The sequence below is a fragment of the Bailinhaonella thermotolerans genome, from assembly GCF_003594875.1.
GTDB classification, from domain to species: Bacteria; Actinomycetota; Actinomycetes; order Streptosporangiales; family Streptosporangiaceae; genus Bailinhaonella; species Bailinhaonella thermotolerans.
The window spans coordinates 120878-147470 of the sequence record NZ_QZEY01000020.1 but is presented as its reverse complement, the minus strand read 5'-3'; the positions used below and the strand labels follow the sequence as shown (position 1 = coordinate 147470).

The 26593-nt window shown below is 74.3% G+C and carries 25 protein-coding genes; 18 read left to right on the top strand and 7 right to left on the bottom strand.

Annotation, left to right across the window (positions count from 1 at the left end; genetic code table 11):
* Window positions 1-54 precede the first annotated feature (54 nt).
* Both D5H75_RS34370 and D5H75_RS34365 read left to right on the top strand, forming a co-directional pair.
* Window positions 55-1239 carry an MFS transporter gene (locus D5H75_RS34370; protein ID WP_202638780.1) on the top strand — a complete coding sequence of 395 codons (1185 nt, stop codon included), beginning with the start codon at window positions 55-57 and terminating at the stop codon, window positions 1237-1239.
* A gap of 399 nt (window positions 1240-1638) precedes the next feature.
* A complete protein-coding gene (locus tag D5H75_RS34365) occupies window positions 1639-3270 on the top strand; it encodes a penicillin-binding transpeptidase domain-containing protein (protein WP_119930754.1) in 1632 nt (543 codons plus the stop codon).
* Window positions 3271-3355: 85 nt separating this feature from the next.
* Here D5H75_RS34365 and D5H75_RS34360 read toward each other — a convergent pair whose 3' ends face one another.
* On the bottom strand, window positions 3356-3616 hold the full coding sequence (locus D5H75_RS34360; RefSeq protein ID WP_119930753.1) for a DUF3040 domain-containing protein: 261 nt from the start codon (window positions 3614-3616) through the stop codon (window positions 3356-3358).
* 155 nt (window positions 3617-3771) lie between these two features.
* Between D5H75_RS34360 and D5H75_RS34355 the strand changes: the two genes are divergently transcribed.
* The 3 genes from D5H75_RS34355 (at window position 3772) to D5H75_RS34345 (ending at window position 7719) form a co-directional block, all read left to right on the top strand.
* On the top strand, window positions 3772-4689 hold the full coding sequence (locus D5H75_RS34355; protein ID WP_119930752.1) for a MerR family transcriptional regulator: 918 nt from the start codon (window positions 3772-3774) through the stop codon (window positions 4687-4689).
* Between the two features lie 193 nt (window positions 4690-4882).
* Window positions 4883-6313 carry an alpha/beta hydrolase family protein gene (locus D5H75_RS34350; RefSeq protein ID WP_119930751.1) on the top strand — a complete coding sequence of 477 codons (1431 nt, stop codon included), beginning with the start codon at window positions 4883-4885 and terminating at the stop codon, window positions 6311-6313.
* 161 nt (window positions 6314-6474) lie between these two features.
* Complete coding sequence (locus tag D5H75_RS34345; RefSeq protein ID WP_119930750.1) at window positions 6475-7719, top strand: MFS transporter; 1245 nt, start codon at window positions 6475-6477, stop codon at window positions 7717-7719.
* Between the two features lie 383 nt (window positions 7720-8102).
* On the opposite strand, the gene D5H75_RS34340 is transcribed toward D5H75_RS34345, so the two are convergent.
* Entirely contained in the window at window positions 8103-8609 is a 507-nt protein-coding gene (locus D5H75_RS34340; RefSeq protein ID WP_119930793.1) for a winged helix-turn-helix transcriptional regulator, read from the bottom strand.
* Between the two features lie 81 nt (window positions 8610-8690).
* Here D5H75_RS34340 and D5H75_RS34335 point away from each other — a divergent pair, with 81 nt between their 5' ends.
* From D5H75_RS34335 to D5H75_RS34305, 7 genes are all read left to right on the top strand, one after another.
* Entirely contained in the window at window positions 8691-9107 is a 417-nt protein-coding gene (locus D5H75_RS34335; protein WP_119930749.1) for a nuclear transport factor 2 family protein, read from the top strand.
* Between the two features lie 83 nt (window positions 9108-9190).
* Window positions 9191-10648, top strand: coding sequence for a multicopper oxidase family protein (locus D5H75_RS34330; protein ID WP_119930748.1), 1458 nt, complete (start codon window positions 9191-9193; stop codon window positions 10646-10648).
* A 159-nt stretch (window positions 10649-10807) separates the two neighbouring features.
* Window positions 10808-11848 carry an Rv2578c family radical SAM protein gene (locus D5H75_RS34325; protein ID WP_119930747.1) on the top strand — a complete coding sequence of 347 codons (1041 nt, stop codon included), beginning with the start codon at window positions 10808-10810 and terminating at the stop codon, window positions 11846-11848.
* 211 nt (window positions 11849-12059) lie between these two features.
* Window positions 12060-12557, top strand: a complete 498-nt coding sequence (locus tag D5H75_RS34320) for a pyridoxamine 5'-phosphate oxidase family protein (RefSeq protein ID WP_119930746.1) — start codon at window positions 12060-12062, stop codon at window positions 12555-12557.
* Window positions 12558-12667: 110 nt separating this feature from the next.
* A complete protein-coding gene (locus D5H75_RS34315) occupies window positions 12668-13144 on the top strand; it encodes a hypothetical protein (protein WP_119930745.1) in 477 nt (158 codons plus the stop codon).
* A gap of 163 nt (window positions 13145-13307) precedes the next feature.
* Complete coding sequence (locus D5H75_RS42215) at window positions 13308-14639, top strand: hypothetical protein (protein ID WP_202638779.1); 1332 nt, start codon at window positions 13308-13310, stop codon at window positions 14637-14639.
* 54 nt (window positions 14640-14693) lie between these two features.
* The gene (locus D5H75_RS34305) at window positions 14694-15818 is read left to right on the top strand and encodes a helix-turn-helix transcriptional regulator (RefSeq protein ID WP_119930744.1); all 1125 of its coding nucleotides are present in this window, start codon (window positions 14694-14696) and stop codon (window positions 15816-15818) included.
* 104 nt (window positions 15819-15922) lie between these two features.
* Here the strand turns inward: D5H75_RS34305 and sigJ are convergent, their stop codons facing one another.
* On the bottom strand, window positions 15923-16852 hold the full coding sequence (gene sigJ / locus D5H75_RS34300; protein WP_119930743.1) for an RNA polymerase sigma factor SigJ: 930 nt from the start codon (window positions 16850-16852) through the stop codon (window positions 15923-15925).
* A gap of 170 nt (window positions 16853-17022) precedes the next feature.
* Between sigJ and D5H75_RS34295 the strand changes: the two genes are divergently transcribed.
* Complete coding sequence (locus D5H75_RS34295; RefSeq protein ID WP_119930742.1) at window positions 17023-17415, top strand: hypothetical protein; 393 nt, start codon at window positions 17023-17025, stop codon at window positions 17413-17415.
* 81 nt (window positions 17416-17496) lie between these two features.
* On the opposite strand, the gene D5H75_RS34290 is transcribed toward D5H75_RS34295, so the two are convergent.
* Window positions 17497-17841 (bottom strand): winged helix-turn-helix transcriptional regulator, encoded by a 345-nt coding sequence (locus tag D5H75_RS34290; RefSeq protein WP_119930741.1) that lies wholly within the window; start codon window positions 17839-17841, stop codon window positions 17497-17499.
* Between the two features lie 157 nt (window positions 17842-17998).
* Here D5H75_RS34290 and D5H75_RS34285 point away from each other — a divergent pair, with 157 nt between their 5' ends.
* Complete coding sequence (locus D5H75_RS34285; protein WP_119930792.1) at window positions 17999-18883, top strand: NAD(P)-dependent oxidoreductase; 885 nt, start codon at window positions 17999-18001, stop codon at window positions 18881-18883.
* A 43-nt stretch (window positions 18884-18926) separates the two neighbouring features.
* Here D5H75_RS34285 and D5H75_RS34280 read toward each other — a convergent pair whose 3' ends face one another.
* The gene (locus D5H75_RS34280) at window positions 18927-19868 is read right to left on the bottom strand and encodes a S1C family serine protease (RefSeq protein WP_119930740.1); all 942 of its coding nucleotides are present in this window, start codon (window positions 19866-19868) and stop codon (window positions 18927-18929) included.
* Window positions 19869-20460: 592 nt separating this feature from the next.
* Here D5H75_RS34280 and D5H75_RS34275 point away from each other — a divergent pair.
* The 3 genes from D5H75_RS34275 to D5H75_RS34265 all read left to right on the top strand — a co-directional run bounded on the left by D5H75_RS34275 (window position 20461) and on the right by D5H75_RS34265 (window position 23310).
* Window positions 20461-21096, top strand: a complete 636-nt coding sequence (locus D5H75_RS34275) for a GOLPH3/VPS74 family protein (RefSeq protein WP_119930739.1) — start codon at window positions 20461-20463, stop codon at window positions 21094-21096.
* A gap of 109 nt (window positions 21097-21205) precedes the next feature.
* Complete coding sequence (locus D5H75_RS34270) at window positions 21206-22708, top strand: APC family permease (protein ID WP_119930738.1); 1503 nt, start codon at window positions 21206-21208, stop codon at window positions 22706-22708.
* Entirely contained in the window at window positions 22705-23310 is a 606-nt protein-coding gene (locus D5H75_RS34265; RefSeq protein ID WP_202638778.1) for a GNAT family N-acetyltransferase, read from the top strand. The genes D5H75_RS34270 and D5H75_RS34265 overlap by 4 nt, the downstream gene beginning before the upstream one ends.
* A 116-nt stretch (window positions 23311-23426) precedes the next feature.
* Here D5H75_RS34265 and D5H75_RS34260 read toward each other — a convergent pair whose 3' ends face one another.
* A complete protein-coding gene (locus tag D5H75_RS34260; protein ID WP_119930737.1) occupies window positions 23427-23966 on the bottom strand; it encodes an SRPBCC family protein in 540 nt (179 codons plus the stop codon).
* Window positions 23967-24189: 223 nt separating this feature from the next.
* Between D5H75_RS34260 and D5H75_RS34255 the strand changes: the two genes are divergently transcribed.
* The gene (locus tag D5H75_RS34255) at window positions 24190-25176 is read left to right on the top strand and encodes a DUF5996 family protein (RefSeq protein ID WP_119930736.1); all 987 of its coding nucleotides are present in this window, start codon (window positions 24190-24192) and stop codon (window positions 25174-25176) included.
* An 85-nt stretch (window positions 25177-25261) separates the two neighbouring features.
* Here D5H75_RS34255 and D5H75_RS34250 read toward each other — a convergent pair whose 3' ends face one another.
* Complete coding sequence (locus D5H75_RS34250; RefSeq protein WP_242454676.1) at window positions 25262-26470, bottom strand: MFS transporter; 1209 nt, start codon at window positions 26468-26470, stop codon at window positions 25262-25264.
* Window positions 26471-26593 lie beyond the last annotated feature (123 nt).

Sequence of the window (26593 nt, the reverse complement as noted above, 5' to 3'; positions counted from 1 at the left end):
GCCAGGCACATCTCGGCCTGCCGCGTCCCCGGCGGCCCGCCGAGGATGGGCCGCATGACGATCACCGAATCCACGCACGTCAGGGCGGGGCTGCTCGCGTTCGTCGCGGCCGGCACCGTGGCCAACCTGTACTACAGCCAACCGATCCTGGCCTCCCTGGCCGCTTCGCTGTCCACCTCGGCGAGCCGGGCGGCCCTGGTCGTCGTGGCGACCCTCATCGGCAACGGTCTGGCCCAGTCGCTGCTGGTTCCGCTGGCCGATCTGGTGGAGCGGCGGCGCCTGACGCAGGCGCTGCTGGCGGTCCAGGCGGCCGCGATGCTGGTCATGGCCCTGTGCAACCAGCTCGTCATCGCGGTGGCCGCCAGCGTCGCGGTGGGACTGGGCGGTGCCGCCGCGATGGTCCTGCTGCCCTACGCCGCGGCCCTCACCCCGCCCCAGCAGCGTGGGCGCTCGACCGGTGTCGTCATGAGCGGTGTCCTGTTGGGGATCCTGTTCTCCCGCAGCATCAGCGGGTTCATCAGCACCGCCTTCGATTGGCGCGTCACCTATCTCGCCGGCGCCGTTCTCACCGTGGCCGCCGCCATCCTCCTGTCCGCCTTCCCCCCGTCCCGGGCCGTCCGGCCCCCCTCCGGTTACACCCGCCTGCTCGCCTCGGTGGCGCGCCTCGCCGCCCGGGACCGGTTCGTCCAGCGCCGCATGCTGATCGGCGCCCTCGGATTCGTCTCGTTCAACCTCCTGTGGACCGGCTTGACGCTCCGGCTGTCCGAGCCTCCGTACCGCTTCACCGACCTGACCATCGGGCTGTTCGGCCTCATCGGGCTCGCCGGAGCACTGGTCGCCAAGAACACCGGCGCCTGGTTCGACCACGGTCACGGGGCGCTGGTCTCCCGGATCGGCTGGGCGGCCACAGCGACCGCCTGGGCCGTCTCCGTGGCCTCCGACGGCGGCGGACTCGCCGGAGTGGCAGTCGTGATCTTGGCTGTGGCGCTGCTCGACGCTGGGATGCAAGCCCAGCACATCACCAACCAGTCCGCGCTCATCACCGCGCGCCCCACCCAGACGGCCCGCGTCACCACCGCCTACATGTCCGCCAATGTCCTCGCCGGCGCCGTCGGCAGCACTCTGGCCTCGGCTCTCTACCCCGCCCATGGCTGGAACGCCCTGGCCGCCCTCGGACTGGCCTGCAGCGCCACGGCCCTGCTGGTCCTGCTCACCGGCCGCCCCCGCCATCAGGCATGACCGCCGGAACACCCCCCTTGCGGATGGTCCTCCAGCGCCTCGCGGCGAAGCTCAGCCGGGACCTCATCCACGCCGCGCCGGCACATGCCGATGCCGGTGACCGCCCCAAGCGGGTAAAGGTTGGGGCTGGGGCGGGGACCGCGGGCGGGGATCGGTTAGAGTCGGGGGGCCGATGTGGTCTGTGTCCCCCGGGCCGCAAATAAAGCCTTCACGGAATACCGTTCGGCTGGAGCCGTGTTGTGCCACTCGCCGAGGAGGCGACCGCCACATCGGCACCACGCGTGGGGCGCCCCGCCGGAGATCGGCGGGGCGCCCGGCTTTTGTCCGTTTTGTTACAGTCACTCGGCAGGTGGGGCTAGGGTCGTTAGGCGTTCCGACACTTGCACGAGGGGGGAAGACGTGCCGCGACCACGTACCGTCGTGATCACCTCCGCCGCCGTGGCGCTGGTCCTGGCCGCCGGCGCCGGAGGGGCCTACTACGTCCTGCACACCCGCGGCACCCCGCAGGAGACGGCCCGGGAGTTCACCCAGGCCTGGCAGCGCGGCGACATCGCGGCCATGCGCGCGCGGACCGCGGCCCCGCCGGCCTCCTTCGCCTCGCAGTACCAGGCCCTCGCCAAGGGACTGGGCGTCACCCGCACCGCCGTACGGCTGGACTCCGTCACCCCCGCCCGCGACGACACCGCCACCGCCGTCTACACCGCCACGCTGACCCTCGGCTCGGCCGGGACCTGGAGCTACCAGGGCTCCATCCCGCTCACCGTGCACGAACGCCACTGGCGCGTGAAGTGGTCCCCCCAGGTCGTGCACCCCGAGCTCGACGGCACCCGCCGCCTGGGCCTGGCCACCACCTGGCCGCAGCGCGGCGCCCTGACCGCCGCCGACGGCGAGCGCCTGGACACCGGCGGCCACGGCGGCTCCGTCCAGCAGCTCACCGGGTTCATCGACAAGGCCACCGCCAAGGACGTCGCCCGCCTCGGCCCCGCCTACAAGGCCGGCGACCCGGTCGGCCGCGGCGGCCTGCAGGAGACCTTCGAGAAGCGGCTGGCCGGAACGCCCGCCACCCACATTCGCGTCCTGGACGCCGCGGGCAAGCCCGTCAAGACCCTGGCCAAGCTCGGCGGCAAGCCCGGCCAGAGCGTGCGCACCTCCCTGGACCTGCGCGTCCAGCGCGCCGCCGCCAGCGCCGTCAGCTCCTCGGGCAAGGTCGCCTCCCTGGTCGCCGTCCGCCCCTCCACCGGCGAGATCCTGGCCGTGGCCAACAACCGCGGCGGCTTCAACCGCGCCCTGGAGGGCCGCTACCCGCCGGGCTCCACCTTCAAGACGATCACCGCCGCCGCCCTCCTCGCGGACGGCGTGAAGGCCGGGGACACCACCACCTGCCCCAAGTACGTCACCGTCGGCGGCATGAAGATCCGCAACTCCGAGCACGCCGAGTACGGCTCGCTGCCGTTCTCCGAGGCCTACGCCCACTCCTGCAACACCACGGTCGCCCCCATGACCCAGCAGCGCCTGTCCGGGGACGCGCTCAAGAAGATGGCCGAGACCTTCGGCTTCAACCAGCCGCTCAACCCCGGCGTGCCCGCTCAGCGCGGCAGCTTCCCCACGCCCACCGGCGACGCCGACCTGGCCGCCTCCTCCTTCGGCCAGGGCCGCCTGCTGGCCAGTCCCCTGGTCATGGCCTCGGCCGCCGCCGCCGTCGCCGACGGCACCTGGCGTCCCCCGACGCTGGTCCGCTCCCTGGACCAGAAGGCCGAACCCCACGAGCTGCCCGGCGGCGTCGCCGACCAGCTCCGCTCGATGATGCGCCTGGTCGTCACCGCCGGCACCGCCAAGTCCGCCGGCCTGCCCTCGGGCACCGCGGGCAAGACCGGCACCGCCGAGTTCGGCACCGGCGAGAAGCTCGACACCCACGCCTGGTTCCACGGCTTCCGCGGCGATCTGGCCTTCGCCGTCATCGTCGAGAACGGCGAGGGCGGCGGCAAGGTGGCGGCCCCCCTCGCCGCCCGCTTCCTGCGCGCCCTGGGCTGACCACGAGATCCCCGGCTCCGCCTCGTCCGCGCCGGTCCGCGTCCCGTACGGCGAGCCGCCATGGCCGTACGGCGGGGCTCCGGGGTCAGGGGACGGCGGTGGGCGTGGTCGGGGGCAGGGCGGCCGGGTGGTTGAGGGCGATCACGATCAGGGCCACGACCAGCGCCGTCACCAGCAGCCAGGTCACCGTCAGCAGCACCACGCCGCGCCGTGACATGGGCCTGCCCCGGCGCTCCACGCGCGCGTTGAAGGACTCCAGGCGCGCGGCCAGCCGCGGATCGTCGCGCAGCAGGTGCTCCTCGATCTCGGCGAGCAACCGGCGCTGCTCATCCTGCGACCAGGTCATTCCCGCACCTCCCTGGAGCAAGGTGTGTGCGGTCATTCCTGCCCACGATCAAGATCATTAGCCTCGGCGGCAGGTCTCGATTCCCGCCTTCCCGTCGGCGCCGCCGGGGCCCCTCGCGTTGCCCCTGCCCCAGGGGCGGGGGCGATACTGGCGCGATGTCCGACCTGCCCCGCCCGGCCGCGCCGCCCGAGCCGTCTCCCGCCGCCCCTCCGGCTTGCCCGTCCGGGCTGATGACCTCGGGCGAGTTCTCCGTCCGCAGCGCCCTGTCCATCAAGGCGCTGCGGCTCTACGACGCCAACGGGCTGCTGCGGCCCGCCCTCGTGGACCCCCGCACCGGGGCCCGCCGGTACGGGCGCGACCAACTCGACCTGGCCCGGCGCATCACCGCGCTGCGGGCGCTGGATCTGCCGCTGGCCCAGGTCGCCCGGGTGCTCGGCCTGCCCGCGCGGCAGGCGGTGGCCGAGGTCGAGGAGCACTGGCGGCGCGGCGAGGAACGGCGGCGCGCGCAGCGGGACCTGCTCGCGCACGTGCGCCGCCTGCTGCTGGGCGACGACGCCCCGGATCCGGCGTTCGAGGTGCGTGAGCGGGACGTGCCCGAACAGCGCGTCATCTCCATCCAGGGGCACGTGACCGAGGACCGCCTGGGCGCCTTCATCACCGAGTCCTCCCAGGCCCTGTTCGCGCACCTGGCCGAGGCCGGGGCCTGTCTGTCCGGGCCGCCCTTCACCGTGTTCCACGGCGCCGTCACCCGGGACTCCCACGGCCCCGTCGAGGTGTGCCTGCCCACCCGCTCCCCGATCGAGCCCGCCGGGCGGATCGGCCTGCGCCTGGAACCCGCCCACCGCCAGGCCTACGCCGAGCTCACCCGCGCCCAGTGCGCCCACCCGGCGATCCTGACCGCTCACGACGCCGTGCGCGGCTGGCTGGAGGACCACGGCCTGGCCCAGTGCCTGCCGGCCCGCGAGATCTACCACCCCGGCTGGGCCACCGCCGCCCCCGGCGATCACGCGGCCGACGTCGCCTTCCCCTTCGTCCCGGCACGGGACCTCCACCAGAACCGGGGCGCGCGCTAGGCCACCGGATCGCGCGCCGGGCCGGTCCGGGGGCGGCGCGGAGGTGAGCGGGGCGTGCGCGGTTCGCCCGCGCGTCCCGGTTCGGCCTCCTCCCCCGGTCGCGGGCCGGTCGTGGGAGTCATACCGAAGTCGAGGGCAGATCTCCGCATCGGGGCCGTTGTCCGGCCGAGGTCGCTCCGCCACGGTGATCAACATGACTGTGACCGTGTTCTTCGGCCTGTCCCTCGCCGAGCTCTCGGCCGTGGCGGCGGCCGTCGTGCTGGTGTCGGCCCGCTGGCTGCCGCCCGGCGCGCGCCGGCCCGCGACATGGGCCGGCGCGGCCGCCCTCGCGGTGTCCGCGATCGCGCTGGCCGTGCTCGGGATCCGCTGGCAGCTCACACCCGTCCTCGCGGGCGGGGCGATCGCGCTGGCGTTCGCCGTTCCCACCCTGCTGGGGCGGTGTCCCGGGCGGCCCGTACGGCGGGCGCGATGGTGGGCGGCCCTGCCGGGGTCGGCGGCGTGCCTGGCCCTGATCCTCGCGGGCGTGACCGCGGCCTGGGCCCTGCCCCGGCCCGTGTTCCCCGAGCCCTCGGGGCCGTACGCCGTCGGCACGACGGTCGCGCAGTGGACCGACCCCGATCGGGCCGAGACCGCCACGTCCCGGACCGAGGACAAACGGACGGTCGTCGTCCAGCTCTGGTATCCCGCGCGGCGCGATCCGGCCGCCGGCCGGGCGTGGTATCTGGGCCGCACGGAGCGGGAGGCGCGGCTCGTCGCCCGCGGCGAGGCCGACTACCTAGGCCTTCCGAGCCTGATCCTCGACGAGGCGGCGCGCGCCCGCACGCGCTCGGCGCCTGACGCCCCCGTGGCCGCCGGAGGCGGCCGGTTCCCCGTGGTCCTGTTCTCGCCCGGGCTCGGAGGCGTGCGCACCCAGAGCACCGCCTGGGCCGAGGAACTGGCCAGCCGCGGCTACGTCGTGGCGGCCCTCGACCACCCGTACGACTCGGCCGTCGTCACCCTGGCCGACGGCCGTACGATCCGCACCCGGGTCGCGGCAACCGGCGACCGGGCGGAGGACGACAGGCGCGCGGCCGGGTGGACGGCGGTCAGGGCCGCCGACCTCAGCTTCGTCCTCACCCGGCTCGGCCGCCTGGACCGCGGTGAGATCCCGGGCCCGCTGACCGGCCGGCTCGACATCCGCCGGGCCGCTGCGACCGGCCACTCCCTCGGGGGCGCCGCCGCCCTGCGGGCCGCCCGCCAGGACCCGCGGTTCGCCGCCGTCATCAATGTGGACGGCTTCCCGAGAGACCCCGCGCCGGGACCGTTCCACCAGCCCGTGCTCGCGCTCACCCACGACGTGAGGCCGGGCGAGACGCCGGACTACATCCCCGGCCTCACGCGGGTGCTCCGGCTCAGCACCGCGACGGGCTACCGGCTCACCGTCCCCGGGTCGGCGCACCTCACCTTCACCGACGCCCCGCTCTTCCTGCCACCCCTGCCCGCGCTCGTCGGCTCCCTCGGGCGGACCGCCGGGCCACGTATCACCACGGCGGCCACCGCCGCCTTCCTCGACGCCACGCTCCGCGGCGAATCCGGCGACCTGGCCGCGGCCCTGTCCAGGCACGGCCGCCTCGCCGTCCTGTAGGCCCCGAACGCGACCGGTCCGGATCGGGGTCCGTGGCGAGACCCTGGGGGAACAACCAGTGGTTGTGCCCACCCGGCTCCGCGGTTGTTTGATCCCCAGGTACGGCGCCCGCTTTGATGCTTCCGGTCACGGATCGGTTGTACGAGCGACGGGGGGCGGGCATGCGGAACGGGCACCGGCTGGGACGGCGGTTCGGATGGCTGTGGGCGGCGTACGGCACCAGCGCGCTCGGCACCTGGCTCGCCTTCGGCGCGTTCCCCCTGATCGCCATCCAGGTGCTGCACGCCGGGCCCGCCGAGGTCGCGGCCCTGTCCTCGGCCGGGGCCCTGGCGGGCGCAGCCCTGGCGGTGCCGCTGGGCCCGTGGGTGGAGTTCCGCCGCAAACGGCCGGTGCTGATCGGAATGGACCTCGTGCGGTTCGCGGCGCTGCTGTCGATCCCCGCCGCGTACGCGCTCGGCGTGCTCTCCTTCGCCCAGCTCCTGCTGGTCGCGGTCATCGCCGCGACGGCCGACATCGCCTTCCGCGCCGCCTCCGGGGCGTACCTGAAGACCCTGCTGCCGCCCGAGCACCTGCTCATCGCCAGCGCCCGGTTCGAATCCACGACCTGGACCACCACCATCGTCGGACCACCGCTGGGCGCCGCCGCGCTCGGGCTCCTCGGTCCGGTGGCCACGGTGACCGCCGACGCGGTCAGCTACCTGCTCTCGGCCCTGGGCATCCGGGCCGGCGGCGGACAGGAGCCGCGGCCCGAGCCCCGCCAGGGCGCGCGGACGCGGGCCGGGGACCTGCTCGACGGCTGGCGGCACATCCTCGCCGACCCGGCGCTGCGTCCGCTGTTCTTCAACACCGCCCTGTTCAACGGCCTGGTCATGGCCGCCGACGCGCTGCTGGCCGTCCTGCTCCTCGGCCGGCTCGGGTTCACCCCCTGGCAGTACGGCCTGGCCTTCGCCGCGCCCGCGATCGGCGGGCTGCTCGGATCCCGGCTGGCCCGGCCGCTCGTCACCCGGTTCGGGCAGCACCGGGTCCTGGTCGTGGCCGGGACGCTGCGCGCGATCTGGCTCGTCGGGCTGACCCTCGTGGGGCCGGGCACCGGCGGACTGATCCTGGTGATGACCGTCGAGCTCGGACTGATCTTCTGCTGCGGGGTCTTCAATCCCGTCTGCGCCACCTATCGCCTGGAACGCACCCCCACCGGCCACCTCACCCGCACCCTGACCGCCTGGTCGGTCACCACCAAGGCCACCACCGCGCTCCTGACCGCCACCTGGGGCGTCCTGGGCACCCTGCTCGGCCCGCGCACCGCCATCGGCCTGGCCGGCGCGCTCCTGCTCGCGACCCCCCTTCTCCTCCCCCGGCGCGCCGCAGCGCCCCTCACCGAACCGGACTCAGCGCCGAGCCGCGCCTGAAAGACGCCTCTGGGGAGCGGTCCGCCCTCCGCGCACAGCTCGACGACGACCTCCTCCGTTACGCGGCGGCACCTCACGACTCACGCCCGGCACGCGGGCAGCGGAACGTGATCTCACGTGTCAGGCGCCCTCATCACCCCAAGGGGAGAAATGACCTCCACGCCCCCGGCGCCACCATCGCCTCCCACGTCATCGACACCGCCGAACCGGGCTCCCTCCTGCGCGAGAGCCATCTCGATCGGGCCAGGCGCGGCACCGCACAACCGTCAAGGGAGAACCTGGCGGACCGGCCGGCCGCCTGAACACCCGCCGCGCAGCCCGTGGCGGGCCGCCGGCCGTGCCGGATGGGCGCTCCGGCACGGCGGGCGGCGCCGTACGACGGGTCAGGCCGGGCCGAGCGAGGTGGGGAGGCGGCCGGGGACCAGGGCGGTGCCGGGGGCGGCGCGGCCGCCGGGACCGGGGGCGGCGGTGGTCGTCTCCGGCGTGAGCGCGCCGCCGCAGTGGGAGCAGGTCAGCGAGGGCACGGCGGGGTGGCCGCAGTCCGCGTGCAGCAGTCGCAGCGGCGGTCCGCCCTCCGAGCGGTGGCGGTCGCCCCAGGCCAGCAGGGTGAGCAGGACGGGGTACAGGTCGCGGCCCGCCGGGGTGAGCCGGTAGGCGTGGCGGAGGGGGTTGTCCTGGTAGGCGTGGCGTTCGGCCAGGCCGTCGGCGACCAGGCGGTCCAGGCGGTCGGCCAGCACGTTGGTGGCGATCCCCAGGTCGCGGCGCAGTTCCTCGTACCGGTTCAGGCCCAGGAACAGGTCGCGCAGGATCAGCAGCGTCCACGGGTCGGCCGCCACCCCCGCCGCGCGTGACACCGAGCAGTGGATGTCGGCGAAACGATTACGGTCCACCGCCACAGCCTAGTCGCTTGCTGTTCGCAAGTGACCCGCCGTAGGATCACTTGCAAGTAGCAAGCGACCGAAGGGGTAGCCATGTACCACGCCATCGTCCGTGCCAGGGTGCGCAGCCTGTGGCGCCGCGTCGGCAGCGGAGACTACGCCGCCGCCGTACGGCTGGCCGCGCCCGACGTGCGCTTCCGGTTCGTCGGCGAGCCTCCGCTCGGGGCCGAGCTGCGCGGGCGGGAGGCGTTCGCCCGCTGGTTCGAGGAGACCGGGGCCCGGCTGCCCGGCCTGCGCATGCGCCTGACCGACGTCGTGGTCAAGGGCTGGCCCTGGGACACCACCGTCGTCGCGCGCCTGGCCATCACCGCCACCCCCGCCCACGACCCGCACTACACCAACGAGGCCATCCAGTGGATCCGCCTGCGCTGGGGCCGCATGGTCTCCGACGAGGTCATGGAGGACACGCAGCGCCTGGCCCGCGCCATCCGCGCCGCCGGCCCGGCCTGACCGGGTAGGGCGTCACGACCCGGCGGACATATCCGGACAAAACCGGATGCGTGAGGGCGGGGGAAAGATCGTAGAGTTTCGCCGTGCAACGACGTAGGTTCCTCACGGTCGTGGCCCTGTCCGGCCTGGCCGCCGCGTGCGGCTCCGGATCGGGCTCCGGCGCCGCCTCCCCGCCCAAGCTCGAATTCCGCAACCCCCTGCGGATCCCCCCGCTGCTCCAGCCCAGGCCCGGCAAGGACGGCGTGCGCCGCTTCGAGCTGACCATGCAGGCCGGCCGGACGCAGATCCTGGCCGGCAAGCAGACCCCCACCTGGGGTTTCAATGGAACGTTCCTCGGGCCCACGCTCCGCGCCCGCCGCGGCGACAAGGTCCAGATGACCGTCCGCAACCGGCTGCCGGAGGTCAGCACCGTGCACTGGCACGGCATGCGCCTGCCGGCCCGGATGGACGGAGGGCCCCACCAGCCCATCCAGCCCGGCGCCGAGTGGACGCCGCACTGGACCATCGACCAGCCCGCCGCCACCTCGTGGTACCATCCGCACCCCCACGGGTCGACCGCCCGGCACGTCTACCGCGGGCTGGCCGGGATGTTCATCCTCGACGACGACCTGGACCTCGAACTGCCCGCGGAGTACGGCGTCGACGACATCCCCCTCATCCTGCAGGACAAGGAGTTCGCCGAGGACGGCTCCTTCGGCGGCGACCCGCTGAAGGGCACCTTCGGCATCCTGGGCGACCACATCCTCGTCAACGGCACCCACGACCCACACCTCACCGTCACCACCGAGCGCGTCCGCTTCCGCGTGCTCAACGGGTCCAACGCCCGGATGTACCGGCTGACCTTCGCCGACAAGCGCCGCTTCCACGTCATCGCCAACGACGCCGGACTGCTCGCCGCCCCGGTCGAGGTCGAGGCCATCGAGCTCACCCCCGGCGAGCGCGCGGAGATCGTCGTGGCCTTCGCGCCGGGCGAGCAGGTGGTCCTGCGCAGCGCCGACAACGGGGTGGACATCGGCGAGGGCGACTTCGACCTGCTCAAGCTCGTCGCCGCCGCCAAGCTCAAGCCGGCCCCCGCCGTGCCCGCGCGGCTGGCCGCCCTCGCCCCGATCACCCCGCCGGCCGGCGCCAAGGTGCGGCGCTTCAAGCTCGGCGGGCACGACTCCATCAACGGCCAGGAGATGGACATGACCCGCATCGACGAGGTGGTGCCCGCCGGCGCCGTGGAGATCTGGGAGATCGAGAACACCGTCTACAGCCACAACTTCCACATCCACGAGGTCGCCTTCCAGGTGCTCGACGTGGACGGCTCCGCGCCGCCCGTCTACTCGCGCGGGCACAAGGACACCGTCTACGTGCCCGCCAAGAGCGTCGTGCGGCTGGCGGTCCAGTTCGGGCACTTCACCGATCCGACCTCGCCGTACATGTACCACTGCCACCTGCTGCGGCACGAGGACTCAGGGATGATGGGCCAGTTCGTGCTGGTCAAGCCCGGCACCGAGAGCCAGGTCAACCGCACCCTCCCCGGCCACGGGGCGCACTGACCCGCCGGGGCCCCGCCGTACCCGCATCCGCCGGGGCCCCGCCGTACCCGCATCCGCCGTGCCCTCGGGCTCCCGCCGTACCCGCCGGAAAGGCCGCGGTACGGCGGGGCGCCCGGCGCCCGGTTGCGATCAAGTCGAACAGGTGTTCTACTGGTCGCCATGCGTTGGGACAACCTGCGGCTGACCGGGGAGGCCGAGGACCGGGCGGCCCCGCTGATCGGGCGGGGCGCGGTCACGCGCACCTTCGACACCCCCGAGTTCCGGGGCATCACCTTCCACGAGGTGCATGCCAGGTCGATCATCAACCGGGTGCCGTCGGCCTCGCGGGTGCCGTTCGAGTGGACGATCAACCCCTACCGGGGCTGCTCGCACGCGTGCACCTACTGCTTCGCCCGCAAGACGCACGAATACCTCGACCTGGACTCCGGGCGCGACTTCGACTCCCAGATCGTGGTCAAGGTCAACGCCGCCGAGCTGGTCCGCAAGGAGCTCGCCGCCCCCCGCTGGCGCGGCGAGCACATCGCCATGGGCACCAACGTCGACTGCTACCAGCGCGCCGAGGGGCGCTACCGCCTCATGCCCGGCATCCTGGCCGCGCTGCGCGACGCCGCCAACCCCTTCTCCATCCTCACCAAGGGCTCGCTCATCCTGCGCGACCTCGACCTGCTCGCCGAGGCCGCCCAGGTCACCGACGTCTCGGCCAACGTGTCGGTCGGGTTCACCGACCCCGCCCTGTGGCGCGCCGTCGAACCCGGCACCCCCTCCCCGCGCAAGCGCCTGGAGGTCTGCGCCACGCTCAACGAGCACGGCATCCGCTGCGGCGTCCTGATGGCCCCGATCCTGCCCCACCTCACCGACTCACCCCAGGCGCTGGACGCCACCGTGCGCCAGATCGCCGAGGCCGGCGCCACGCACGTGGTCCCCATCGTCCTGCACCTGCGCCCCGGCGCCCGCGAGTGGTTCCTGGCCTGGCTCCGCCGCGAGCACCCCCGCCTCCTCCCCCGCTACCAGGAGCTCTACGGCCGGGGCGCCTACGCCCCCAAGTCCTATCAGCAGCGCGTCACCGACCAGGTCCGCGCGCTGGCCGCACGCCACGGCGTCGGCCGCGCCACCCCGGCCGCCGCCCGCCGCCTTCCCGTGCGCCCCCGCCCGGCATCCCGGCCCGGCGGCGAGGGCCCCACCCAGCTCAGCCTCCTGTGAGGCCGCCCGCGACGATGCCCCGCGCGAGCGGTGAGAACGGCAGGGGCACGGGCTGAGCCACCGGCCCGGCGGCGTGGACGGCTTGCCATCGCGGCGGCGGCCGGACAGGATTTCGGCCACTTGGGACCGGCTGATGTCGAGAACGCTCCGGCGGCTCCGCCCCGGGGGCGGATCACGACGCGGATCACGACGACGACCTGGAGGGACGGCGATGCGAGCTCACGAGGTAGCCGAGATCCTGGACCGGCCGCTCAGCCGGGAGCTGCTGGCGCGCCCCCTGACCCGGCTGGCGTACGTCGCCAAGGACGGGACACCCCGCAACGTCCCGATCGCGTTCGTCTGGAACGGGTCGGAGATCGTCATGTGCACCACGAAGAACGCCCCCAAGCTCCCGGCCCTGCGCGAGAACCCGATGGTCGCCCTGACGATCGACACCGAGGTGCACCCGCCCAAGATCCTGCTGATCCGCGGCCGCGCCGAGCTCGACGTCGTCGACGGCATCCCGGAGGAGTACCTCCAGGCCAACACCTCGTACGCCATGACGCCCGAGCAGCGGGCCGAGTGGGAGGCCGAGGTCCGCTCGCTCTACGACGGCATGGTCCGGATCGTGGTGACCCCGACGTGGGCGAAGCTGATCGACTTCGAGACCACCCTGCCGAGCGCGGTCGAGGAACTGGTCCGCCGGCGGGCCGAGCGCGAGCGCTCCTGAACGCGGCCGCGAGCCGTACGGCCCGTGAGCGGCGTGGGGTGTGAGAGACGCGTGGGAAAACGTCCCGCGAGGGCTGCCGCCGGGCGGGGCGCCGGGCATAAGATCGTGGTATGGATGCCCTCCCCACCATCCTGGTCCTGGCCGCGGCGGCGCTGGCGGCGATCTTCTGGATGCTGCGGAGGGCGGGCCGGAGCCGGCTCACCGTGCCGGCCCCGGCGACCCCGGCCGACCCCGAGCCGCCCGGTGAGACGCCGATCGCCGAGGGCAGCCCCGACGAGTTCGTCGTGACGCCCGGCAGCACCATCGAGGTGAGCGAGGAGCTCGTCGAGCGCATCCAGGAGCTCCTGGCCCAGGGCATGCCGCTGGAGGCGATCGCGATGGTGGAGGAGGCGACCGGCTTCAGCCCCCGCGAGGCCAAGGCCATCGTCGACGCCGTCCGCGACGCCACCGAGGGCTCCGACCTGGCCGACGCCGCCCGCACCCTCAAGGCCGAGGGCCGCGTCGGCGACGCCATCGAACTCGTCCGCGACCGCACCGGCATGACGCTGACCGAGGCGGCCGCCTTCGTCCAGGGACTGCGCCCCTGACCAGGGCCGATTCGGCCGTACGTCAAGAGAGGGCCGCCTGCCGGCCGCGCATGCCGTGCCCCTGCCAAGAGCGGGTCACGTCTCGCCGCGCCCGGGCGTGAGCACGCCACGGCCGGGTAGCCGGAGCGCGTACGGAGCGTGGGGGGAAGCGTGGGGGAACAGCATGTCCAGACCCGACCAGCCCCATGAAGGCGCGGCGCGCCGCCCCGCGCCGCCCGGCGAGCGTCACCCCTCCCCGGACCGGCCCGCGCCGCCCGGGCCCTGGAGCGGCCGCCTCGACCGGCACGGCGCGCACGAGGCGCCCCGGCCGGGCGACGGGCACGAGCCGGGGAGCGGGCACGAGCCGGAAGGCGGGGGGAGGGACGGCGGGAACGAGCCCGACGTCGTGCTCGACGCCCCGATGGTCAAGGTCGGCGAGATCGACCTGGAGGTGGACGACCTCTGCGCCAAGATCTCCCTCCAGGCCGAGGTCCTGGATCTGGTCAAGCTCAACGTCGGCGCCGACGTGCGCCTGGACCGCGTCAAGGTCACCATCCGGGACGCCGAGACCCAGACCCGTCTCAAGGTCCACCTCGACAACGTCGTCCGCATCCTGGAACGCGTCTTCCAGACCCTCGACGACCACCCCGAGATCGTCGGCGACCTGACCCGTGCCCGGACCGCCGCCCAGCACCCCGGCGAGGAGCCGTCCGCCCGCGCGGGCTCAGGCCGTACGGCGCCGGGCGGTCAGGGGGCGCGCGGAGGCGGCGAGAACGCCGGCCGCGACGGACGCGGCACGGGCCATGCCGGGCAGGGCCCTCGCGGGACGGACGAGGGCGCCGGGCGGGGCCCGCGGCGAACCGCCCATGACCAAGGCCAGGACCAGGACCAGGACCAGGGCCGGGGCCCGCGGGCCGCAGGGCAAGGCCGGGACGCCGGACGGCACCGCCCGGAGGCCCCGGACTCCCCCACGGGCCCGGAACGCGAGCGGCCGCCGAGCCACCCGGAACGGGGCGGGGACCGCGCCCGGCGGGCCGGATACGAAGCGGGCCGGACGGGCCACGACCAGCCCCGCCCCGCCGAGCCCGGCGACCCGACCGGCCGCCGCCCGGATGAGCGCGACCGGCGGGACGCAGGCCGCGCCCCGCGCCCCGCCCCGCACGAGGGCCCCGGGGAAGACCGCCACGAGAACCGCCACGAAGGCCGAGACGACAGCCGCCACGCAACCCGGCACGGAGGCCCCCACGAGCACGGGCACGGGGGCGGCCACGATCACAACCCGCTCCACCTGGCCGCCGAGCTCGGCCGCAAGTCCGTCGAGACCGGCCGCCGCCTCCTGAACCACGATCGCCACGACGACCACCACCGCGAGCCCGGCGGTCACCACCGCGAATCCCTCAAGACGCACCTGGTCCTGGCCGTGGGCCGCAAGTCCCTGCGCACCGGCCGCCGCTGGATCGGCCGCGTCGGCACCTCCGCCGGCGACCGCCTCCGCCACTGGGCCGAGGAGGACTGACCCCTCCGCCTCCGCCGTGTCAGGTATTGGCAGTCATTGCGGTAGCGTCACCGTATGCGCGCCAGCCGCCTCGTCTCCCTGCTGCTTCTGCTGCAGTCGCGCGGCCGGATGACGGCCCAGGAACTCGCCGACGAGCTGGAGGTCTCGGTCCGGACGATCTACCGGGACACCGAGTCGCTCAGCGCCGCCGGCATCCCCCTGTACGCCGACCGAGGGCCCGCCGGCGGGTTCCAGCTCCTGGAGGGCTACCGGACCCGGCTGACCGGCCTGACCGGCGGCGAGGCCGAGTCCCTGTTCCTGGCCGGCATGCCCGGCCCGGCCGCCGAACTCGGGCTGGGCCACGCGCTGGCCGCCGCCGAGCTCAAGCTGCTCGCGGCGCTCCCGCAGGAACTGCGCGACCGCGCCGAGCGCATGCGCGAGCGCTTCCACATGGACGCCACCGGCTGGTTCCGCGAGCCCGACGACACCCCGCACCTGGCGACGCTGGCCGAGGCCGTCTGGAACCAGCGCGCGGTACGGCTGCGCTACCGCCGCTGGAAGGCCCCGCGCGAGGTCACCCGCACCGTCCAGCCCCTCGGCGTCGTCCTCAAGGCCGGCATCTGGTACTTCGTCGCCCGCGCCGCCGACCAGATCCGCACCTACCGCGTCGCCCACATCATCGAGCTGGAGACGCTGGAGGAGACGTTCGAGCGGCCGGCCGACTTCGACCTGGCCGCCTGCTGGCAGGCCTGGCGCGACCGCTTTCAGGCCGCGATCTACGTACGGCAGGCCGTGGTCCGACTCAGCCCCGAGGGCATGCGCCGTCTGGCGATCATGGGCTCGGCGGTCGTCCGCTCCGCCCGCGAGAACGCCTCCCCGCCCGACGAGCACGGCTGGGTGCGGACGGTCATCCCCATCGAGCACCCCAACATCGCCCACAGCGACATGCTCCGCCTCAGCCCCGAGGTCGAGGTCATCGAGCCCCTCGATCTGCGCGAACGCCTCGCCGAGACCGCCCGCGCCCTCGCCGCCATGTACGCCTCCGAGCCCACCGCTCCCGCACCGCCCGAGCCCGCCACGACGCTACGGGCCGAACCCGAGCTCGCATCCGCATCCGCATCCGCATCCGCATCCGCATCCGCATCCGCATCCGCATCCGCATCCGCAGGGACGGTACGGCCGGAGCCCGCCGCCCGCTGAGCCGTACCCGGGCCGCGCTGAGCCGTACCGGGGCCGCGCCCGAGCGGGGCGGCGCCGTACACCCCGCCAGGCGGTTCCGGGGGCGGCACGCCCTGGGCCGTTGCCTAGTCCGGGGGCTCCGCCGTCCACGACCGCAGCTTGGCGGGGTTGCGCATCGCCCAGATCCGGGTGATGCGGTCCCCGGTGATCTCGAACGACGCGACCGTCTCGACGACGCCGCCGTTACGGCCCACCAGGCCGGGGCGCCCGTTGACCGCGCACTCCGTGATCTCCAGGCCGGGCGCCCTGGCCATGAGGGCGAGGATGTACCCGGCGATCCGCTCGCCGCCCTCGATGGGCCGGAGCGCGGCCTGGGCCAGGCCGCCGCCGTCGGCGATCAGCGTGGCGCGGGGGTCGAGGATGCCGACCAGGGCGGCGATGTCCTTGGCCTCCCAGGCCCGGCGGAAGTCCCGCACGACCTCGGCCTGCCGGGCCTCCGGGGCGGCGGAGGCGCGCGCCGCGCGGACGCGCCGCCGGGCGGAGGAGGCGAGCTGGCGGCAGGCCGCGGGAGTGCGCCCCGCGATCCCGGCCACCTCGGCGAACGAGTAGCCGAAGACGTCGTGCAGGACGAAGGCGACGCGTTCGGCCGGGGTCATCGAGTCGAGCACGACGAGGAAGGCCATGGTCACCGACTCGTCGAGGGTGACGTGCTCCGCCGGGTCGGTCCCGCCGCCCCCGCTCCCGCCGGTCCACTCCGCCCGGCCGGGCACGGGCTCGGGGAGCCACTCGCCCACGTAGCTCTCGCGCCGGACCCGGGCGGACCGGAGCAGGTCCAGGCAGATGCGCCCGGCCACCGTCGTCAGCCACGCCCCCGGCGACTCGATCTCCTCCCGCCGCTCCCGCGGCATGGCGTACCACCGCGCGTAGGTCTCCTGCACCACGTCCTCGGCGTCCGCCAGGGACCCCAGCAGCCGGTACGCGACGTTGATCAGGTGCCGCCGCTCGCCCGGGCCCGGGTCGGTCCGGCCGGCCGAGGGGGTGGACGTGGTGGTCATGGGTGCCCGGCTTTCCTGCGTCGTGTCCGCTCTCACCGCCAGAACGAGCGATCGTCCCATTCTGGAACACCGCGCCCGCGTCCTCACACTTCGGGGGGCCATCTCGTCGTACTGGTAGCGGGCCGGCCGCGATCCGGCCCCGTCACAGTGCCGAGAAAGGACGTCCTCCCATGACCACGACCACGACGACCCCGGCGGCCGGGCGGCGGCTCCCCGGGCTCCTGCGCCTCGCGATCACGCTGCAGACCGTGGCCGTCTTCGCGCAGGCGATCACCGCGGGCCTGCTGCTGACCTCGCCCGCGGGCGGGGCCGCGCACAGCGCCGGGTCCTACACGTTGTTCTCGGTGACGCTGGCGCACCTGGTCATCGCGGTCCTGGCCTGGCGGCCCGGAGGCGGCCCGGTCCGGCCGGTCCTGCACGCCGCCGGGTTCTTCGGGCTGACGCTGGCGCAGGTCGCGCTGGGCCTGGCGCACGTGAAGTCCGTGCACGTCCCGCTGGGCGTCGCGCTGTTCGGCCTGAGCCTGCTCCACCTCGTCACCGTGAGCCCGCGCCGGAACCCGTGACCGCGCGACCCCGCCTGCCCCGCCGTACCGCCGGCCGCCCGCCCGCCGTACCGGCGCGGGAGGCGTGACGGGCGGCGGGCGTCAGGGCATGCGGTCCCAGGGGATGGCGGCGATCTCGTCCATGTGGGTCTCGCCCCACTCGCCGAGGGGGGCCAGCGCGGTGTTGAGGCCGTGGCCGAAGTCGGTCAGGGAGTACTCCACCTTGGGCGGGACCTGGTGGTAGACCTCGCGGTGCACCAGCCCGGCGGTCTCCATCTCGCGGAGCTGCTGGATCAGGACCCGCTCGGTGATGGATCCGACCTGGCGGCGCAGCTCCCCGAACCTGAGCGGGCCGTCCTGCAGGGCGAACAGGATCAGGCCCTTCCACTTGCCGCCCATGACGGCGATCGCGGCGTCGAGGCCACAGGTGAACTCGCGCTTCTTCATCGGGGCTCCCATACTTACAAGAATGTCAGTACCTGAGAAAATAGTAGGTACTTGATGAAATGTGCGTGCGGACCCAGCATAGATCGCGCGGGACGCGGACGGCCGGGAGGCGGCCCTCGCTCCGCCTGAGATGACCTATCTGCGACTGGAGCACTCCGTGAACGCATATGACCGCACCCCGGTGACCGTCCTCGGGCTCGGCTCGATGGGCGCCGCGGTGGCCGGGGCCTTCCTCGATGCCGGGCACCCCACCACCGTGTGGAACCGCACGGCGGCCAAGGCCGCGCCGCTGGTGGAGCGCGGCGCGATCCAGGCCGCCACCGTGGCCGAGGCCGTCGCCGCGAGCCCGCTGACGATCTCCGTCCTGACCACGTTCGAGGACACGCGCGCGGCGCTGGAGCCCGCCGGTGCCGCGCTGGCCGGGCGCGCCCTGGTCACCCTGAACAGCGGGGCCCCCGAGGGCGCCCGCCGTACGGCCGAGTGGGCGGCCGGCCACGGGGCGCGCTTCCTGGCCGGGGCGATCAAGAACGTGCCGGCCGCCGTCGGGGCGCCGGACACGCTGCTGTACTACGGCGGGGACAAGGGCGTCTTCGCCGACCACGAGGCCACGCTGCGGGTGCTCGGCGGCGACACCGTGCACCTCGGCGAGGAGCCGGACCTGGCCGCCCTCTACGAGATGTCGGTGGGCGCGACGCTGCTGCCGGCGCTCGTCGGGTTCTTCCACGGCGCGGCCGGCCTGCGGGCGCGCGGGCTGGAGGCGCGCTCGATGGTGCGGTTCAGCGTGAAGTGGCTGGAGATGATCGCCTCGATCCTGCCCGTCCTGGCCGAGCAGATCGACGCGGGCGACCACGGTGACGCCTTCTCCTCGGTGAACCTGTTCCTGGCCGGGGCGGATGAGGAGCGGGAGTTCAGCCGGGAGCTGGGCCTGGACGACGCGTGGATGGCCCCGCTGCACGACCTGCTGCGCCGCGCGGCCGAGGCCGGGTACGGCGAGCACAACATCTCGGCCCTGACGGAGGTGATCAAGCCGAAGGCGGCCTGACGTTCCCGGCCCGCGCGCGGAACCGCCCCGGGGGCCGGGCCGGTCAGCCGCGCGGGACGGGGCCCAGCTCGGTCGGCTCGGCGATCACGTCGACCAGGGCCCCGTTGCGGAGCACGGTGATCGGCAGCGGCCGGCCGATCGCGTCGGCGAACATCAGCCGCTGCAGGCTCTGCGCGTCCCCCACCGGCGCCCGCCCGGCCGTCAGGACCAGGTCCCCGGCGCGCAGCCCCGCCCGCGCGGCCGGGCTGCCGGGCACCACCTCCACCACCCGCAGCCCCCGCCGCTGCCCGGTCCGCTCGCGCACCCCCGCGGTCAGCGGCGCCGGGGAGGTGACCAGCCCGAGGTAGGCCCGCCGTACCCGCCCCTCGCGCATCAGCGTCGCGATGATCCCCCGGGTCGTGGCGTTGACCGGCACCGCCAGGCCGACGCCCACCCCGGCCACCGCCGTGTTGACCCCCACGACCCGGCCGCGCGCGTCCGCCAGCGCCCCGCCGGAGTTGCCGGGGTTGAGGGCGGCGTCGGTCTGGATCACGTCCTCGATCAGCCGTACGGCGTGGCCGTCGCGGGCGGGCAGGGAACGGCCCAGGGCGCTGACCACCCCGGCCGTGACCGATCCGGCCAGCCCGAGCGGGTTGCCCACGGCGACGACGAGCTGGCCGACCACGAGGGCGTCGCTGTCGCCCAGGGTGGCCGGGGCCGGGGTGGGCCCGGAGGCGCGCAGCACCGCCAGGTCCGACAGCGGGTCGGCGCCGACCACGGTGAACGGCGTCTGCGTCCCGTCGGCGAAGGCGGCCGTCCCGCCCGCGGCCGACCCGACGACGTGGGCGTTGGTGAGCAGGAACCCGTCGGCGGTGAATACGACGGCGGAGCCGCCCCCCTCGCCGCCGCGGCGGCGCGCGCGCACGGCCGCGACCGAGGGGGTGAGCGCGGCCGCCACCGTGGACACGACGCGGGAGTAGGCGTCCAGCGGTTCTTCGTCCGGCACTGCGAACCTCCAGGGGGAGTTACACGATTACACCGTAACTCCGCGCTTCGGTCCGCGCGCGGACCACTGACCCGGCACCTGGCCTGGGAATATCGAAAATTCATGATCCTTTGCGTCCGGCGTCCGTTTTATACCGCGGAGTCGGATCGCGGCGACCGCCGGGCCGTACGGCGCACAGCCCCGGAGGTCCAGAATTTGAGACGGCCGGGAGGGGGCTCCGTCCTCGATTCCGGAAACGGTGTCCCGCGATCCGGGAAACCGGAGAGGAACGAACGGGAACCCCGTCCCCGTAGGGGTTCCCGGCCTCCGGTAAAGAAAATTTCCGAGCGCGTGTAATGTCCGGAAGCATGGCCGAATGCCCGATTCGGATGGGTCTATTGGGTAACAATCAGGCGAACCGAAAACCCGCGCCTATTCGGAAAGCATGTCTTCTTGATACATATGTCGCGCCGGATTGGTCCCCCCAACCCCAGGGGCCACTCGGGCACCAAAACATCCGCCACCGAGTCCCGCCCCCAGGAATAGGTCGTGAACACAATCGTCCCGCCCGTGTCCCCGTCCCCTCCCGCCCGGTGCTGAAGGGGGTCGCGCAGTGAGGCTGGCAGACGAGTTCTTCCTGATCGCGTGGGACACCGCCGGGCAGGGCAAGCCCGTTCTGCACCCCCAGGGCGCCGCGCTCGGCCTGGCGGGGGCGCTGCTGGGCGAGCTCATCCTCGGTGAGCGGCTGACGGTGCAGGGCGCGGGCCTGCTCGTGCTCAATCGCGTCCCCGTCGAGGACCCGCTGGCCCGCGACGTGCTCGCCCAGATCGTGGCCGCGCCCGAGCACACCGACGTGCGGACCTGGCTCGCCTACCTGGCCCAGGACGCCGCCGAGGGCGTGGGCGCGCGGCTGCAGGACGCCGGCCTCGTCCAGCGGGTGGAGAGCCGCGTGCTGTTCCGCACCCGCGTGCGCTACGAGGCCACCGAGTTCGCCAAGGGCGCCTGGCCGTCCCTCCGCCTGACCATGCTGCTCAGCGAGCACCAGCCCATGAGCCTGCCCGACATGCTGCTGGCCGCGCTCGTGGACGCCGCCGGGCTGCTCGACCACGTGCTGTTCGAGCCCGAGCAGCGGGCCCCCGCCCGGGAGTACCTCACCACGCTCACGGCCGCCCTGCCCCCGGCGCTGCGCGGCCTGGCCGGCCACGTCAGCGCCGCTGTCGGCTCGGCCGTCATGACCTACCGCACCTGATCCGGGTCCCGGCGCTCCCGGCCCGCCCGGGCCGGGGGCCGTACGGGGCTTGAGGTCCCTTTTATCCCCTGCTGTCCACTCCCACCCCTTGTATCCCTCCGGAGACCCCATGTCCAGATCACGGACACCCTCGGACGCGATCGCGAACGCGCTGGCCGCCAACCGGCTGGGCGTCGGCGCGATCGTGTTCTTCGTCATGTCGGCCGCGGCGCCGCTGACGGTCGTCGCGGGCGTCGTGCCCACCGGCTTCGCCGCCACCGGGCTGCTCGGCCTGCCGATCGCGTTCCTGGTCGTCGGCATCGTGCTGGCGCTGTTCGCCGTCGGCTACGTGGCCATGGCCCGCCAGCTCACCAACGCCGGCGCCTTCTACGCCTACATCTCCCGCGGCCTGGGCCGTCCCGCCGGCGTCGGCGGATCCTGGGTCGCGCTCATCGCCTACAACTCCCTGCAGTGCGGCGCCTACGGCGCGTTCGGCGCCTTCGGCGGCCCGCTGGTGCAGAAGTACCTCGGCGTCGAACTGCCCTGGTGGGTGCTGGCCCTGCTCATGTGGGGCCTGGTCGGCGTTCTGGGCGTGCTGCGCGTCGACCTCAACGGCCGCGTGCTCGCGATCCTGCTCACCCTGGAGATCGCGATCGTCCTGATCTTCGACGTCGCCGACCTGGTCAGCCCCGGCCCCGAAGGCGTCTCCGGCGCGGCGCTCTCCCCCGACGCGCTGTTCGCCGGCGGCGTCGGCGCCCTGCTCGTCATCGCCATGACCGGCTTCGTCGGCTTCGAGTCCTCCGTCGTGTTCAGCGAGGAGAGCCGCGACCCCCGCCGTACCGTGCCGACCGCGACCTTCGTCTCGATCGCCATCATCGCCGGCCTCTACGCGCTGTCCTCCTGGGCGATGACGGTGGCCGCCGGCCCGGGCAACATCGTGGAGATGGCCCGCAAGGACCCGGAGCTGCCCTTCACCCTGGCCGCCGAGCGCCTGGGCGGCACCATCGCCGACATCGCCGCCGTCCTGCTGCTGACCAGCCTGATCGCCGCCTCCATCTCCTTCCACAACACCATCGCGCGCTACGCCTTCGCCCTGGGCCGCGAGCGCGTGCTGCCCCGCGCGTTCGGCACCACCAGCGTCCGCACCGGCGCCCCCAAGGTCGGCTCCATCGCCCAGACCGTGGTCGGCTTCGTCGTCATCGCGCTCTACACCGTCATGGGCTGGGACCCGCTGGTGAACCTGTTCTTCTACGGCGGCACCTTCGGCGGCTTCGGCGTCCTGCTGCTGACCACCGCCACCTCCCTGTCGGTGCTGCTCTTCTTCGCCCGCAACCCCTCGGGTGAGAGCGCCTGGCGGCGGGTGATCGCCCCGATCCTGGCCAGCGCCATCCTGATGGTCTTCGCGGTCCTGGCCACCGCCAACTTCGCCACGCTGCTCAACGTGCCCGAGACCCACCCGCTGCGCTGGGGCCTGCCCATCGCCTACGTGGTCGCCTTCATCCTCGGCCTGGTCTGGGCGCTGATCCTGCGCTCCTCCTCCCCCGGCGTCTACGCCAGCATCGGCCTCGGCCCGCAGGCCGCGTCGGCCCAGGCCGGCGCCGCCCCGGTGCCGCCCGCGGGGGTGAAGCTGTGACCACCGTCGAGATCGAGATCCGTCACGCGCGCCGCGACGAGGCCGCCGAGGTGGCCGACGTCATCGCCCACGCCTTCTCGTCCATGGACCAGACCCGCTGGCTCGTCCCCGACGCGTCCGCGCGCCGAGCCGTCCTCGCCGGGGACTTCCAGATCCTCGTCGAGCACGCGATGGAGCACGGGACCGTCTACCGGGCCGGCGAGCAGGCCGTCGCCGTCTGGGTCGACCGCACCAAGGACGTCCCCGAGCCCGCCGACTACGAGCGCCGCCTGGCCGAGGCCTGCGGGGAGTACGCCGAGCGGTTCGTGACCCTGGACGAGCTGTTCGAGGCGCACCACCCGGCCGACCCGCACCAGCACCTGGCCATGCTCGCCGTACGGCCGGAGGCCCAGGGCATGGGCCTGGGCGCCGTGCTGCTGCGCCACCACCACGCCATCCTCGACGAGGCGGGCGTGGACGCCTACCTGGAGGCCAGCGACCCGGCCAACCGGAAGCTGTACCTGCGTCACGGCTACGCCGACCTCGGCGAGCCCTTCGCCCTGCCGGGCGCCGAGCCGTTCTTCCCCATGTGGCGCCCGGCCGGCGCCACCGCGGCCGGCTGACCCGGCTCCCGGGGGCGCCACCCGGTGCGCCCCCGGGGCCTTCGGCCCGGCACGTGCCGCCCCGGCGGCGCCTGCCGGGCCGTCGTCGTTCCCGGCCGGCTCGGTTCCCGGCCGGCTCAGCGGGGGACCCGCGGCTCCTCGGCCAGTGCCCTGATCCCGTCGAGCGTGGTCTCGATGCCCGCGCGCAGCTCGGCGAGCCGGGTCGCCACGATGGCCTCCTCCTTGTCCGGCCACCGCTCGATCGCCAGCGTCAGGCCCGACCGGCCCGGCCCGATCCGCGCCGACAGCTCCAGCCGCGTTCCCCCGGGCACCGGCTCCAGCTCGAACCGCCACGTCGCCATCGCCGCCGCCGGGTCGGCCGAGGGCTCGCCGTACCGGCCGTCGGCGTCCATCGGGCACCAGGCCATCACCCGCCCGGGCACCAGCTCCACGATCTGCGACACCGTCCGCCACTCACCGAGCATCGGGTGCCGGTTGTGCCCGGCGAAGCGCGCCCCCACCGCCGGCGCCGCGGCCCCGTCGAGCCACTCCACGCGCAGCAGTTCCGGGCTGAACCGCGCCGGCAGGCCGATGTCGGCCACCAGCTCCCACACTCGCGCCGGGTCCGCCGCCACCTCGATCGACGCCGCCACCCCGGGCCCGTCGGCGTATCGCACATCGCCTCCCTTGTCTCGTCCGGCCCCCAAAACTACGCCCGGCCGCCACGCCGCCGGCACCGGCCCTCCCGCGCCGGACGATCCCGCCGGCCGCTCCGCCCCGGCCGCCCCCGACAGGTCGTACGGCGTGAGCGGCGGGAGGAGGGGACGGCGCGCGGATGGGTAGGGGGCGCGGGGAGGCCGGTCCGGGCGGGCCGGCCCCGACCGGGGGCAGGAGGCAGACATGGAGTTGTTTCCGGCGATTCCGCTGGACGCCTGGGCCGACACCAAGGCCACAGTGCATAGGTTCGCGCAGATTGTCGGGAAGGTACGGCTGGCCGGGGCGATCCGGCGCAACCACTGGTGGGATGTGCCCTTCCACCTGACCGGCGCCGGGTACACCACCCGGCCCATCGGCCTGTGCGACGACCGGCAGATCTTCACGATCGACTTCGACTTCGTCGCCCACCGCCTGACCGTGCGCGCGCTGGACGGGCGGCGGACCTCCTTCCCGCTCGCCGGGCAGAGTGTGGCGAGCTTCCACGACCGGCTCGTCGAGGCGCTGGACCTGCTCGGGGTCCAGGTCGTCATCGAGCACCCGCACCCCTTCGACCTGCCCGACGCGGGCCGCCCCTTCGCCGAGGACACCGAGCACCGCGCCTACGACCCGTACTGGGCCAACCGCTACTGGGTCGTCCTCAGCCAGGTGAACCTGCTGCTGGAGGAGTTCTCCTCCACCTTCAGCGGCAAGATCAGCCCGGTCCACCACTTCTGGCACACCTTCGACATCGCCGTCACCCGGTTCGGCGATCGCCGCGTCGACCAGCCCGCCTCGGCCGACCCGGTCACCCGCGAGGCGTACTCCCGCGAGGTCATCAGCGCGGGGTTCTGGTTCGGCGACGACCACATGGCCGAGCCCGCCTTCTACAGCTACACCTCGCCCGAGCCGCCCGGCCTCCCCGACCGGCCGCTGCGGCCCGAGGGCGCCCGCTGGATGAACCGGGGCGACAGCCACCTGGCCGTCTACCCCTACGAGACGGCCCGCGCCGCCCACGATCCGCGGGCGGCGGCGCTGGAGTTCCTGCAGAGCGCCTACCTGGCCGGGGCCCGCCTGGCCGGATGGGACGTCGACGACCTGGCCTGCCCCGGCGGCGTCACCGACCCCGTCCTGCTGGCCGCCCGCCGCCCCGGCCGGCCCCCCGGAGAAGATCAGGACCCCGGCGCGTGGTGAGGCCGCCCGTCCCCGCCCGTCCCCGCCCGTACGGCGGACGCGGCGCGAGCCGTACGGCCGGCACCGCGCGGGCCGTACGGCGGGGTCAGCGGACGGGGACCTTCGGGCGGGTGATGACGCGCAGGGCCGGGGGCCCGGCGAGCGCGACCAGGAGGGCGAGCCCGGCCGGCAGGATCAGCGCGGTGGACAGGCTCGTGGCCTCGGCCAGGTGGCCGACCAGGGCGGGGCCGATCAGCAGGCCCACGTAGCCGACCGCCGAGACCTGGGACAGCGCCCGCCCCGCCGGGCCGCCCGCCGCGCCGACCGCGCTGAACAGCACCGGCACGACCGTGGCCAGGCCGACCCCGGCCAGGATCCACCCGGCCCAGGCGACCGCGATGGCGGCGCCGCCCGACCACGCGGAGGAGCTCAGGGCCAGGGCGTACCCGGCGACGGTGATCCCGCCGGCCAGGCCCAGGATGGCCGGCGGCCGCAGCCGGCGGCGCACCTGGTCGCCGAACAGGCGCACCGTGGTCATGGCCACGGAGAAGACGGTGAACGTCAGGGGGGCCAGCGAGGAGTCCGCGTGGAGGACCTGGGCCGCGTGCACCGCCGCCCAGTCCATGGCGGCGCCCTCGGTCAGCAGGCCCGCGAACGCGACCGCCCCCAGCAGCAGGATCATCCTCCGCCCCAGCGGCGCGGCCGGGGCCGCGCCCTCCTCCTCCGCCGGTGCCGTGGCGGCGGCGGACAGCAGGCGCGGGCCCGCCGCCAGGAACCCGGCAGCGGCGGCGGCCACCGCCACCACGGCCGGGACCCGCGCGTCCAGCCCGAGGTGCAGCCCGCCGGCGACGATCGCGCCGCCCGCGGCGCCGCCCAGGCTCCACGAACCGTGGAAGGCCGAGTTGATGGGGCGGCCGTAGACGCGCTCCACCTCCACGGCCTGCACGTTCATCGACACCTCCAGCAGCCCCACGGTCAGCCCGAAGAGCACCGCGGCGACGGCGAGCACGCCGAACGACGGGGCGAGCACCGGCCCCAGCAGCGCCAGCGCCATCAGCGGGCCGGACACCCGGGTCACCGTGCGCGAGGACCAGCGGTCGCACAGCCGTCCCGCGACCGGCATGGCCAGCAGGCATCCGAGCGACACCAGCAACAGGACCGTGCCCAGGATGCCGGGCCCCAGGTCCAGCCGCTTCGACAACGCGGGCAGGCCCGCCGCCCAGGACCCCATCAGCAGCCCGTTGAGCACGAAGAACCCGAAGACCCCGAGCCGGGCCCGCACCAGGCGCGGCTCGACCCCCCGCGATGTCAGCACATGTCCCCCTTTTTTACTCGGGCTAAGAGTATAAAACGGGCATCGCCTCCCCCACAACGGCCGAATCCCGCCCCAGGCGCGTGAAAACCCCCTCCGGCGCCGCCTCGGCCGGCGATCGCCCCG

Excerpts from the sequence above, each read along its gene's own strand:
- D5H75_RS42215 (WP_202638779.1), top strand. The coding sequence starts at position 13,308 with ATGTCCAGACCCGACCAGCCCCATGAAGGCGCGGCGCGCCGCCCCGCG.
- D5H75_RS34320 (WP_119930746.1), top strand. The coding sequence starts at position 12,060 with ATGCGAGCTCACGAGGTAGCCGAGATCCTGGACCGGCCGCTCAGCCGG.
- D5H75_RS34295 (WP_119930742.1), top strand. The coding sequence starts at position 17,023 with ATGACCACGACCACGACGACCCCGGCGGCCGGGCGGCGGCTCCCCGGG.
- D5H75_RS34350 (WP_119930751.1), top strand. The coding sequence starts at position 4,883 with ATGACTGTGACCGTGTTCTTCGGCCTGTCCCTCGCCGAGCTCTCGGCC.
- D5H75_RS34345 (WP_119930750.1), top strand. The coding sequence starts at position 6,475 with ATGCGGAACGGGCACCGGCTGGGACGGCGGTTCGGATGGCTGTGGGCG.
- D5H75_RS34325 (WP_119930747.1), top strand. The coding sequence starts at position 10,808 with ATGCGTTGGGACAACCTGCGGCTGACCGGGGAGGCCGAGGACCGGGCG.
- D5H75_RS34315 (WP_119930745.1), top strand. The coding sequence starts at position 12,668 with ATGGATGCCCTCCCCACCATCCTGGTCCTGGCCGCGGCGGCGCTGGCG.
- D5H75_RS34270 (WP_119930738.1), top strand. The coding sequence starts at position 21,206 with ATGTCCAGATCACGGACACCCTCGGACGCGATCGCGAACGCGCTGGCC.
- D5H75_RS34290 (WP_119930741.1), bottom strand. The coding sequence starts at position 17,841 with ATGAAGAAGCGCGAGTTCACCTGTGGCCTCGACGCCGCGATCGCCGTC.
- sigJ (WP_119930743.1), bottom strand. The coding sequence starts at position 16,852 with ATGACCACCACGTCCACCCCCTCGGCCGGCCGGACCGACCCGGGCCCG.
- D5H75_RS34360 (WP_119930753.1), bottom strand. The coding sequence starts at position 3,616 with ATGACCTGGTCGCAGGATGAGCAGCGCCGGTTGCTCGCCGAGATCGAG.
- D5H75_RS34255 (WP_119930736.1), top strand. The coding sequence starts at position 24,190 with ATGGAGTTGTTTCCGGCGATTCCGCTGGACGCCTGGGCCGACACCAAG.
- D5H75_RS34335 (WP_119930749.1), top strand. The coding sequence starts at position 8,691 with ATGTACCACGCCATCGTCCGTGCCAGGGTGCGCAGCCTGTGGCGCCGC.
- D5H75_RS34370 (WP_202638780.1), top strand. The coding sequence starts at position 55 with ATGACGATCACCGAATCCACGCACGTCAGGGCGGGGCTGCTCGCGTTC.
- D5H75_RS34355 (WP_119930752.1), top strand. The coding sequence starts at position 3,772 with ATGTCCGACCTGCCCCGCCCGGCCGCGCCGCCCGAGCCGTCTCCCGCC.
- D5H75_RS34305 (WP_119930744.1), top strand. The coding sequence starts at position 14,694 with ATGCGCGCCAGCCGCCTCGTCTCCCTGCTGCTTCTGCTGCAGTCGCGC.